We start from the raw sequence: 11726 nt of genomic DNA, 5'->3' as shown, positions 1-11726 counted from the left end.
ATACAAGATTCGAATGCGATAGATGACAAAATGCGCTACAATGAAGATATATTTGGAAAAGAAAGGGGATAAGAATGCCACAAGTGTTAATTGTCGATGATGACGCACATATTCGCGAGCTTGTCGGGCATTTTTTAAGCCTTGAAGGGTTTGAGATACACGAAGCAACGACTGGCAAAGAAGCATTAGTGGTGCTGGAAGAGGCCAAAGTTGACTTAGTCGTATTGGACATTATGATGCCCGAAATGGACGGATGGGAACTATGCCGTGAACTTCGCCAATATGACGATGTGCCAATTTTAATGTTGACGGCTAAAGGGGAAACGGCGCAAAAAGTAAAAGGATTTGAGCTAGGGGCAGATGATTATCTTGTCAAACCGTTTGATCCGCTTGAGCTTGTTGCCAGAGTCAAAGCGCTGCTCAAACGATACCGAATCGCTGCGTCGCAAACAGTACAAATTGGGGATTTATTGTTGAATCGCCAGACGTACGAATGCCGATTAGGAGGCGAAGAGATTGCTTTGCCACCTAAAGAATTTGAGCTACTTTTTACGCTAGCTAGCTATCCTGGAAAAACGTTTACTCGTGATGAACTCATTGAACAAATTTGGGGCTATGATTACGAAGGGGACGAACGAACGGTCGATGTGCACATTAAGCGGTTGCGCGAGCGGTTTGCCGATTGTCATGTGTTTATCATTCGGACGATTCGCGGGCTCGGCTATCGGTTGGAGGTATGCAAATGAAGCGGCTTTCGTTTGTGCTTAAGTCGGCGTTGACAGTCATTGCGGTGATGGCGATGATTAGTCTCTTTTGGACTGCCGCCTACTTTATTACAGAAGCGATGTATGCCCGATTTGCCTGGCAGCCGCAGCCGTTAGTTCGGCAAATCATCACATCTGTCTCGGGCTTTTTTTTATTTGGCATTAGTATGAGCATCGTCGGACCTTTCATAAGAAAGCGGGAACGCGTGTTTTGGAAACACTTGATGGATGCGATCAATCGAATCGCGAAAGGAGATTTTCACGTAAACATCCGTGCGGACTGGGGCGAACGGAATCACCCATTTACAGAACTAGTCGAAGGACTTAACGATATGGCAGCGAATTTGCGGGCGATGGAAGAAATGCGGCAAGAATTTATCTCAAATGTTTCGCACGAAATTGGTTCGCCGCTTACTTCGATTCGTGGGTTTGCTCGGGCGTTAAAAAACGAAAATTTGCCTTACGAACAGCGAATGCATTATCTCGACATTATTGAAACGGAGTGCATCCGTCTGTCAAAGTTGAGCGATAATTTGTTGCGCTTGGCGATGTTAGACTCCGAGCGATACCCATTCCAACCGATCTCCTATCGCCTAGACACACAATTACAATCGCTCATTCTCCATTGTGAGCCGCAGTGGATCGAAAAAGAAATAGAGATGTGTGTAACGCTTGAGAAAGTAGTTATTACTGCAGATGAAGATTTGCTGAGCCAAGTGTGGTTGAACTTACTTCATAATGCGATAAAGTTTACGCCAAACGGTGGAACGATTACGGTTCAGCTTCAGCAACAAGCCAACAACGCCATTGTTACCGTTTCAGACAATGGATCAGGCATTGCCGAGGAAGATCAGCCACGTATTTTTGAACGCTTTTATAAAGCGGATAAATCGCGTAACCGTGCCGTTGGCGGCAGTGGGCTAGGGCTAGCTATTGCAGACAAAATTGTAAAGATGCACCAAGGAAAAATTTCTGTCCGCAGCCAATTAGGACAAGGGACGGAATTTATTGTTCAGTTGCCACTTTAGTTTAGGGTTAAGAGATATTTTGCATTGTTTTAGTTTAAAGACAGCGACCGCATCACTCGCTGTCTTTTTGTATACTTAAAAGATAAAAAGTTTCGATTGGCTGCAACATTTTTATTTGTTCAGTTGTATATGAAGTGAAAGGAGGTCGTTTCTTTGTGCACAAAAGAACAAATCCAGCGTGCTATGGATGAATATGGGAATATGGTGTTACGCCTCGCGTATACGTACATGAGAAATGAACACGATGCAGAAGATGTCTTTCAAGATGTGTTTATTAAGCTATATGAGCATATGGATCGGATACAAAGTGAAGAGCATATGAAGGCGTGGCTTATTCGCGTTACTGCAAATGTATGTAAAAACAAATTAAAATGGTTTGCGTATCGAAAGGTCGATGCATATGAAGAATGGTTGCATTCTTCTGATGTTGATGCCAACGATTACTTCGAAGTCATGTCAGCAGTCACATCGCTTCCGACAAAATATCGAGAAGTCGTCCATTTATTTTACTATGAAGGGTATCAGACGAAGGAAATTGCCGAGTTGTTGAAAAAGCGGGAAAGTACGGTTCGTTCGCTGTTAGCACGTGCGAGGGAAATGTTAAAAAACAAACTGAAAGGGGAGTATGATTTTGCGTGAGCGATATAAAAAAGAGATGGAACACATTGTCGTGACGGAAGAATTGAAAAATAAAGTCATTGAACGAATTGAAGAAAGAGAAAAACAACAGAAGCGAAAGTCGCTTCGACCAGCTTATGTGACTTTAGTTGCTGCGAGTGTATTATTGGCTGTTAGCTTGTATCCGACAAAACCTGCTAAAGAAAAAACGACAGAAGAAGCGGAAATGATGATGGAACATGGGCAAGGGGAAGATATGATGAAAACGGAAGTTAATGATTCGTATGTAACTATTCATGATGTCACATATGATTCAAACAAACAAAAGCTCCAGTTCTCTGTGACGAATAAAAGCGATGGTGTCATTTCGTTCGGGTATGCATATACAATTGAGCGATACGATGACAAAAAACAGACATGGTTGCCGACAACGTTAACGAATGATATTGCAGTCATTGAAGTTTTAGCATTAGTTGAAAAAGGACAAACGGTGAAGGATGTTATTGATTTTTCATTGTTAAATGAACCGTTAGCAAATGGAAAATATCGCACCGTGCGTACGTATTATGCGGATACAGCTCACTTCATCGGTTATATTGAATTTGATGTTGTCGATCAAAAGCTGATGAACTTTCAAACGTATATGGAAGCAAAACCGATTGAGACGAGCGAAATGAAAGATGTGAAAATAGCATGTGAAAAAGATTGCCACTTTTCTGTTTATAGTAGTCATAACGGACTTGTTTTAACGAGAACGAACCGCCAAGGGTTGCATATATATCCGATGTACGAAGGGAAAGAACAGGTGAATTTTTCAATGGAAGCAAGTGAAGGAAAGTTATTTACGGATAAAATGGCTGATGATGCGTTCACGATTTATGAAGCGGAGCAACCCGTATCTTCTGATGAACAAATGATCGCTGAATCAATGTCACCTGATAGCGGACAGATCGAAGGCATCGAAGGATATGAAGGACCAAAAGTTTTATTTTTAAATGGAGAACGAACTAATGTTGAGCCATCGATCATTTATTGGGAACCGAATGAAGCAAGTAAAAAAGAGGAAGTTAAAGTGAAAGTGACTGTGATGAATGCCCGAACAAACGAACAAATAAATGTATTTTATGTCGTCATCGTTCGAAAAGGAGACGAATATGTATTAAGTCATATTGAGTAAACGAGGGGAGTTCCCTCGTTTATTTTGTTAAAATGAAACGAATGCTAGAAATAGCTGCTTCATGCTCGAGTGAGCGATGCGAAAGAAGAGTTAAAAGTTTTTCATGGCTGTCAATTTTCGTTTCTAGTTTTTTGACGATTTCATTTGTTTCAAGCACGGCTTGTTGGACAAGCGTGAAGTCTTGCTTCGTCGCCATGTTAGCTTTGACTTCTTGAAGTTCTTGTTTTGTTGCCATGTTAGCTTTGACTTCTTGAAGTTCTTGTTTTGTTGCCATGTTAGCTTTGACTTCTTGAAGTTCTTGTTTTGTTATCATGTTAGCTTTGACTTTCTCAAGTTCTGCTTTGATTTCTGCAAGCTCTTGCTTCGTCGCCATGTTGGCTTTGATTTCTTCAAGTTCCTGCTTCGTTGTCATGTTAGCTTCCATTTTGTCAAGCTTGTCCAAAATTTGTCGCAACGTATGCTCCATGAGGGAACCTCCTTTCGTTTAGAAGTGTAGAAAGGGAAACAGGTGACAGGCATGTACGGTGCTAGGAAGAGGTGTTTAGGATGTGTGGTGATGCGGATAAAGACTGTTTCCTGTATTTTATTATACACAATTGGTTCAAAGGGTGGAATATGCTCTTTGTTGTGATTTTGTTGCTAGATGGTGTATTGTATAAAAAGACAAGATGGTGGGGGGACTGACGTTGACAGCATTATGGAAAGAGGCAAAACAATTTATCACTTTATGCTATACAGAGTTAGGAAAAAACGATGATGAAATATATGAGCGGTTACAACAAGTGAAGCGAGAAATTGAACAAACGGGAACGTATGAACATACGTATGAAGAGCTTGAACATGGGGCGCGCATGGCATGGCGAAACAGCAATCGTTGTATCGGACGTTTATTTTGGCAAACGCTTCATGTGTTTGATGCACGTGCGATAGAGAGAGAAGAAGATATTGCGGAGCGTCTATTCCATCACATTGCTTTCGCGACAAACGAGGGGAAAATTCGTCCGACTATTACTATTTTTCGTCCTGAACGTGTTCGCATTTGGAATCATCAGTTAATTCGTTATGCCGGTTATGAAACAGAGTATGGAGTCATTGGAGACTCATCATCCATCTCGTTTACGAAAGCGTGTGAACAGTTAGGTTGGAGAGGGGAACGGACGCATTTTGACGTTTTACCTCTCGTCATCCAAGTAGATGGTCGCGAGCCGAAGTTGTTTCCGATTCCGAAAGATATTGTACTTGAAGTACCGATTGAACATCCGAAGTTTGCGTGGTTCCATGATTTGCAGTTAAAATGGTACGCTGTGCCGATTATTTCAGATATGTGTTTAGAGATCGGTGGTATACGGTATACAGCAGCTCCGTTTAACGGTTGGTATATGGGAACAGAAATCGGGGCGCGCAATTTCGCGGATGATTACCGATATAATATGCTTCCAAAAATTGCTTCATGCATGGGTCTTGATACATCGAGAAATAGCACACTATGGAAAGATCAAGCGCTTGTTGAATTAAATGTAGCTGTTTTATATTCGTATAAAAAAGCAGGAGTAAGCATTGTTGATCACCATACGGCAGCCCAGCAGTTTAAGCGATTTGAACAACACGAACAAGAAGCAGGAAGGAAAGTAACAGGCAGTTGGACGTGGCTCATTCCTCCCCTTTCCCCAGCGACAACGCACATTTTTCACCAATATTATGATAATACAATTGTAAAACCGAATTATTTTTATCAACAACGTCCTTATGAGTAACACCGCGTCAATGGCGTGGTGTTTTTTGCAGGAATATATTCCTAATTTTCAGAATAATATTTACTATCTTCTTATTTTTTTGATATAGTTATAGAAAAAAGGAAAAGGGGGAGACATGATTGGATTTTATTGAGCAACTCAAGATGGAAGAAATGAGGAAGAAAAATTTTTTTCTGTTCCTCATTTATACGTTTAGTGCGTTAACAGGCTTGATTGGACTTATTTTGATTGGGGAGAAAGTAGAGAAGATTGCTATTTATGGGGGAAGTCTTTTACTCAATGTACTCGTTTATATCGTGTTAAAAAAGATAAAAAAGCATGAGCACATATATCCATACTTTATTATTTTTATATTATTTTCTGCGACGTTAGGCAGCTTGTTTACGACAGGCGGGAGTTTAGGGACAATCGCCTTGGCTTTTTGTTTAGCTGTGTTGTCGGTGTTACATTTGTATCGCGTATTGTTTATGACAGGGATGTTGCTTGGAACAATTGTTTTAGTTGTCAGTGCACTTACTCCTTCACCGTTTCAGCAGGTGTTTCAAAAAACTGGGCATACCGTTTTTATCGTTTATGTGATGATAGGCATCGCGCTTTCTGTTTTGTTGCATTTAAGTCGTAAGCAGTTTCATCAGCTTGTTGAGCATGTTGGACAGACGCATGAAGAAAAAGAAAAGCAAAGTGCAAGAAGGTATGAGCTTGAACAACAATTAAGACACATTATTGAAAATGTGGAACATATTCATCAAAAGGTGCTTCAAAATGTGCAAGCACAAGAAGAAATGAAAGAAGCGATTCGGCAAGCTGCGGTGGCAGGTCAAGCACAAAGTGAACAAGTCGTTGATATTCATGATGAAGTAGCGGAAGCGAAAACGATGAGTGAGCGAATTTACGAAACTTCTAAACAATTAAAGGAACATTCAGCACAATCAAGTGAAATGGCGCAGGCTGGTATACAAAAAATGCATCTTTTACTAACACATACAGCAAAGTTCCATGAGGCGATTCATGCGACGAGAACGACATTAAATGCATTAACGAGTAAAATTGCCAATACAAATGAGTTAACGAAACAAATTAAACAAATTACAAATCAAACGAATTTATTGGCATTAAATGCGACGATTGAAGCAGCGCGAGCAGGGGAATACGGGAAAGGATTTGCGGTCGTTGCAGAAGAAATTCGAAAGTTGGCTGTATTAACGGAAGAAACGACACAACAAATCGTTTGTAATTTGGCAGAAGTAAACGAAAGTAACAATGAGCTGTTAGAGCGGATGGATGAAACGAGTGAACAATTAACGAAAAATGAATCATTGACGGATGAAGTGAATGTATATTTTGAACGATTGTATCAGTCGTTAACTTATTTGCAAGAACAACTTTCTCACTTTTTTATCATTAGCGAGAAGCTAGAGAAACAAGGAGAAAAAATGGATCGTTCCATTAGCGATTTTTCTGTTTTCATTCAACAATCGAGTGCAGCCCTCGAAGAAGTAAGTGCAACAGTAGAACACTTAAAAGATGCGAATGAAAAAATGGCGGCATATGTAACAGAAACGGCTCATCGTGCCGCAACGATTCAACAACAAATAGTATAAAAAGGAAGAGCACCCCCGAATTTCACATGAAATATTTGGAGGTGCTTTTATTTTTGTTACATTACATTTACGCTAGGCTTTCCCTTGTTTCGAGAAAATCGTTCCACATTGTAATGAATAAGTCAATCAATTTCGGATCGAATTGTTTTCCGCGACCATCAAGTAAAATCTCTTTTACTTTCTCTGGAGGGAAAGCGTCTTTGTAAATGCGTTTGGACAATAATGCATCGAACACATCAACAATGGCGACAATTCGTCCTTCTAGCGGAATTTCTTCTCCTTTTAATCCGTTTGGATATCCTTGTCCATTCCACCATTCATGATGGGTTTGTGCAATGTTTGCAGCCATTTGAATGACAGGTAAATCGAGATTGGCTAAAATTTGATGGCCAATGAGCACGTGCGTCTTCATCGATTCCCATTCTTCTTTTGTTAGCTTTCCTGGTTTGTTTAAGATGTAATCAGGAATACCAACTTTTCCGATGTCATGAAATTTCGCTGCAATTTGAATATTAGCCACAAATTGTTCGTCACACCCAGCAAGACGAGCAAGCATGCTGGAAAGAATGCCGATGCGATGCACATGATTTTTCGTATCATCATCGCGATATTCAGCTAGTTGAAGCAACCGTTCAAGCGTATCGAACATCACTTTTGCCTCTTTTGTGACATCTTGAATGACGAGAAGGGCACGAGATAGCTCAAAAATTTTATTTTGCGGCAAAAGCCGAACCTTATAATAATGGGGCCCGCTTTCATTTTCAAATGTGGCAAGCAGTGGTTCGGACTTTTCTTCTAACGCTGGACAGCCTGAACAAGGGACGGTACGTTGATGAAATAACTCGTAACAGCGACGCCCAATCGGATGCTCTTCCTCTATGCCGATGTGATGCAACAATCGTTTCGTTTTTTCATCAATCCATGTAATACGACCAAAATCAATTGTGCTAATTTCGTAGGCGTAAATATCGAGAAAATCGAAATCGCGTAAAAATAAGTACGGTCGAATGATTTCTTGCATAATTGAAAGTGTAAATTTCGTAAATCGCTCGAACGAGTAAATATATTGAACGACATGTGGGTCATGCAAATATTCTTTTGTTAAAAATATCTTTTTTATCGCTTCGCAAATAGATTCCGTTGTAATATGGAAAAAGCTTTCATGATATTTTTGATCGATAATTAATCGACTCCAGTCGCGAATGATGCGAAAGTATGATTCGGTGTCATAGTAAATTTTCTCTTGGAAAAATTGTAACAAAAAGTTTTTAACATACTGAAAAAACTTTTCTCGTTCAAAAAAACTGTATGAATACTCTTCCCATAGCCGTTGTGAAAACGATTGGCGAAATGCTTCCATAATCGCATCGACGCGAAACGAAATATAGCCGCTAAATTCATCAAGATGTTGCAAATCTTGTTCTGTAAATCCATTCACTTGTTGTAATTTGTGCAGTTCGTAACGAAGCGGGTGTGCTGCTTTTTCGATTTCAGCCATTTCATATGCTTCAAGGGTAAGCTGCATGTCAAATGAAAATAGTGCATGAATAGCTAATAAAATGTTGATTGCTTCATTCGGCAAAACGGGAGAGATATGTTTGTAAATAATTTCAACGTATTTCGTATACGTAGCTAAATACCATTTCAAATCAAGTCCGATTTCAGAGTGCACTTTGCCGATATTGTACCGCTTTTGAATATACTCGTCATCAATGACCCCTGCAAAACATTCATTCAAATATGTGATTTGTGTTTTTTTCAATCGTCTTAATGTCGAATGTTCTTCAATTAATTTGCGTAAAGAAGGAATAGATAATATCTCTTTATATAAATCTTCCACAATTCCTTCGACTAACGGTTGTAATACATTGCGATGATTGTAAATGGATTGTAGCTTTTCTTCTGTTACCCCTGTATAACGTAGCTGATGAAGTCGCTTTTTGTCTGTTACTTGTATATGTTTCATCCCCCAAATTCTCCCCTTTATTATATATGAGCAGCTTGAACTTGTTTCACAACTTTTTCAAACGGAACAGGCGGGCTAAAGAAATAGCCTTGCACTTTGTCGCAATGAGTTGATTGTAAAAACGAAACGTGTTGATCTGTTTCTACTCCTTCAGCGACGATATGCAAATGCAAGCGATGGGCAAGCGCAATAATAGCTTCGGTTAATTTTGCGGTATGTTCGTTTGTGGTGACTTCGAAAATAAACGACTTGTCAATTTTGAGTGTATCGACAGAAATATGGCGCAAGTAACCGATTGATGAATAGCCGCTACCGAAATCGTCAATCGCGATGCGAATTCCCATTTGTTTTAGGGCATGAATCGTTTCGATGACTTGCTTTTCATCGCTTAACGCAATGTTTTCTGTAATTTCTAATTCAATATGGTTTGGTTGCAAACTCGTTTTCTCTAATAATTGTTGTACAAAAGAAAGAAACTGCTCGTTTTTCAATTGACGAAGCGATAAGTTAATGCTGACATATACGTGAGTTAAGCCTTGTTCATGTAGTCGTTTTAAGTCACAAACAGCTGTTTGGAAAATATATTCTCCAAGCGGAATAATAAAACCATCCTCTTCAGCGATGCTAATAAATTCATTTGGTGGAACGAAGCCGAGTTCTTCATCGTTCCAGCGAGCGAGCGCTTCCATTCCAACAAGTTGATTTTTCTTCATGTCGATAATTGGTTGATAATATACAGAAATGGCGTGTTGCTCTAAAGCGACGTGTAATCGTTGGCGAATGAGTGATTTTCGGATGCGCTCTTGTTCAAACGTTGGATCGTACATCGCCCATTGATTTTTCCCTTTTTTCTTTGCTTCATACATCGCCATATCCGCATGTTGAATCAATGTCATTTCATCTTCCCCATCTGTTGGGTATACGCTTATGCCGAGACTTGTTGTAATAAACAATTCTTTTTGACGAATAAAAAAAGGTTCGCCAAGTATATCAATCATCTGTTGTGCTACTTGTTCAAATGATGGAACATCAGCAACAATGACCGCAAATTCATCGCCCCCAAGGCGAGCGACAAAATGATCGTGCAAATGACTTAATCGTTTCGCCACCAATTGCAACAAAAGATCACCAGCTGCATGGCCAAGTGAGTCATTAATATTTTTAAAGTTATCTAAATCAAGGAAAAAAAGCGCCACAGTTTCGTTTTTTTGTTTCGCTATTTCGAGTCGCTCACGAAGTGTATCAATAAAATAGCGTCGGTTTGGTAAATTTGTTAGTTCATCGAATAAAGCTTGTTTTCTCAGTTGCTCTCTACTTTTAGCGAGCGCTTGCTCGGCACGCTCTCTTGCTTGAAACGGTTCTTTAAACGACGCTAAATATAAACCGCGTAAAAAGTAAGAAAAGCCGATTACTTTATATACGTGTCCGAATATGTTTAACACATCATAAACGTTGCGGTATAGCGTGAAAATAAGTTCACTTAAAAGTAAGAAGACGAAACCGACCATGACATCAAGCGTTGGCGCTAGCCGTTTTTCTTTATAGTGTCGAATGAGTAAAATAATCGTGATGATGTGTAATGTTGTGATAACGTACTCTACTCCGTTTTTTAGTGGAGTCGTTCCTAGCCCTTCAACGACAAGCGGTGGCAAGGAGTCTGCAAGATGAACGATACTTATCGATAAAAGCCCTACATATAGTAAAGGAACGAAGAAACCGAGCAGCTTCTCTTTTTCTTGAATCGGTCCGTCAGGAAGTAAAAAAGCGAGCAATAAAAATACTGCTTGTGTGAGCCGAGCAGCTAGCCAAAAAGAAGTCGCAAGCTGAACGGAACTATCTGCAAACACAATGCCCGGCATTTCTTTATATGTAAGCGTGTGCAATAAATCGAGGCAGCCGACGGCTAAAAAAGTTGTCGCAATGCGCAATCGACGGCGCGATAACGCTTGCGGAAACGAAATCCATCCTTGAAACGCAATAGCCATAGCAACTGTAATGCTGAAAAACTCAAGCAATGTATGAATTGACAAAAAGTGATTTTGTTTAAATGTCATTGTTAGCGCTGAACTAAACAGCAAAATGGCTATGAAACAAATGAACGCCAACGAGCTAACTATCATGGACCATTTTTCTTTTTTTGTCATCGGTGCTATGTCCCTCCATCATCCCCACGTTACATATATTATATATCGCAAGAATAGGAGAGGAAATGAAAAAATAATGAAAAAAAGCAGGAGGTGTCCCCTGCTTTGTTGTCGAGAGCAAGCACTTCGCGTCGAAAAGACGTTCGGCATGAAGTGCTTGCCTTCGCTTTATAAACGTTTCGCTCCAACAAAACGTTGTTTCCAATAAGATTGATGAATAGAGTCTATTTTGACTCCCTTTGATGATGTGGAATGAACCATACGCCCGTGGCCAATATAAATTGCAACGTGAGAGATCCCTTTATGTTTCGATGTTTTAAAAAACAGCAAATCCCCCGGTGCTAATTGGTTGAGGGAAACAGGCTTTCCGACCCCATACATTGCTTCTGAAGAACGAGGGAGCGAAACACCTAATTTTTTATATGTATAACTAACAAAGCCAGAGCAATCAAATCCTTTTGGAGTCGTTCCTCCTGCACGATACGGTGTACCAATTACTTTCTGTGCTTCAGCAATAAGCGTATTCGCTGAAAACGCAGCTTCTGTTTTGAAAGGGTTTGCAAAAAAAGTGAAACATAAAATCATGAAGAGAGCGGCAGTGGCTAGAGACTTTTTCATTGCTTGAACCTCCAAAAGACTTGTTCCATCGACGAATACATTATAGCAAAAAAGAT

At 39.9% G+C, this 11726-nt stretch carries 10 protein-coding genes; 6 read left to right on the top strand and 4 right to left on the bottom strand.

The window, feature by feature from the left end; all coding sequences use genetic code 11:
* Positions 1 to 74: 74 nt before the first annotated feature.
* The 4 genes from ES017_RS11300 (at position 75) to ES017_RS11285 (ending at position 3587) form a co-directional block, all read left to right on the top strand.
* Positions 75 to 746: a response regulator transcription factor gene (locus ES017_RS11300; RefSeq protein ID WP_021094577.1), complete on the top strand. Its 672-nt coding sequence runs from the start codon at positions 75 to 77 to the stop codon at positions 744 to 746.
* Entirely contained in the window at positions 743 to 1792 is a 1050-nt protein-coding gene (locus ES017_RS11295) for a sensor histidine kinase (protein WP_171335079.1), read from the top strand. The genes ES017_RS11300 and ES017_RS11295 overlap by 4 nt, the downstream gene beginning before the upstream one ends.
* A 153-nt stretch (positions 1793 to 1945) precedes the next feature.
* On the top strand, positions 1946 to 2431 hold the full coding sequence (locus tag ES017_RS11290) for a sigma-70 family RNA polymerase sigma factor (RefSeq protein WP_021094579.1): 486 nt from the start codon (positions 1946 to 1948) through the stop codon (positions 2429 to 2431).
* Positions 2418 to 3587, top strand: a complete 1170-nt coding sequence (locus ES017_RS11285) for an immunoglobulin-like domain-containing protein (protein WP_021094580.1) — start codon at positions 2418 to 2420, stop codon at positions 3585 to 3587. Before ES017_RS11290 ends, ES017_RS11285 begins: the two co-directional genes overlap by 14 nt.
* A gap of 19 nt (positions 3588 to 3606) precedes the next feature.
* Here ES017_RS11285 and ES017_RS11280 read toward each other — a convergent pair whose 3' ends face one another.
* Positions 3607 to 4053: a hypothetical protein gene (locus ES017_RS11280; protein WP_021094581.1), complete on the bottom strand. Its 447-nt coding sequence runs from the start codon at positions 4051 to 4053 to the stop codon at positions 3607 to 3609.
* Positions 4054 to 4273: 220 nt separating this feature from the next.
* Here ES017_RS11280 and ES017_RS11275 point away from each other — a divergent pair, with 220 nt between their 5' ends.
* Positions 4274 to 5341 carry a nitric oxide synthase oxygenase gene (locus ES017_RS11275; RefSeq protein WP_021094582.1) on the top strand — a complete coding sequence of 356 codons (1068 nt, stop codon included), beginning with the start codon at positions 4274 to 4276 and terminating at the stop codon, positions 5339 to 5341.
* 119 nt (positions 5342 to 5460) lie between these two features.
* Entirely contained in the window at positions 5461 to 6942 is a 1482-nt protein-coding gene (locus ES017_RS11270; RefSeq protein WP_021093933.1) for a methyl-accepting chemotaxis protein, read from the top strand.
* 67 nt (positions 6943 to 7009) lie between these two features.
* On the opposite strand, the gene ES017_RS11265 is transcribed toward ES017_RS11270, so the two are convergent.
* From ES017_RS11265 to ES017_RS11255, 3 genes are all read right to left on the bottom strand, one after another.
* On the bottom strand, positions 7010 to 8908 hold the full coding sequence (locus tag ES017_RS11265; protein WP_042535654.1) for a protoglobin domain-containing protein: 1899 nt from the start codon (positions 8906 to 8908) through the stop codon (positions 7010 to 7012).
* 20 nt (positions 8909 to 8928) lie between these two features.
* The gene (locus ES017_RS11260) at positions 8929 to 11052 is read right to left on the bottom strand and encodes a bifunctional diguanylate cyclase/phosphodiesterase (RefSeq protein ID WP_021093935.1); all 2124 of its coding nucleotides are present in this window, start codon (positions 11050 to 11052) and stop codon (positions 8929 to 8931) included.
* A 168-nt stretch (positions 11053 to 11220) separates the two neighbouring features.
* Entirely contained in the window at positions 11221 to 11670 is a 450-nt protein-coding gene (locus tag ES017_RS11255) for a C40 family peptidase (protein ID WP_021093936.1), read from the bottom strand.
* Positions 11671 to 11726: the final 56 nt, after the last annotated feature.

The sequence above is a fragment of the Anoxybacillus sp. EFIL genome (assembly GCF_013096955.1).
In the GTDB taxonomy this organism is placed as follows: domain Bacteria; phylum Bacillota; class Bacilli; order Bacillales; family Anoxybacillaceae; genus Anoxybacillus; species Anoxybacillus ayderensis.
This window is presented reverse-complemented; position numbering and strand designations above follow the sequence as displayed.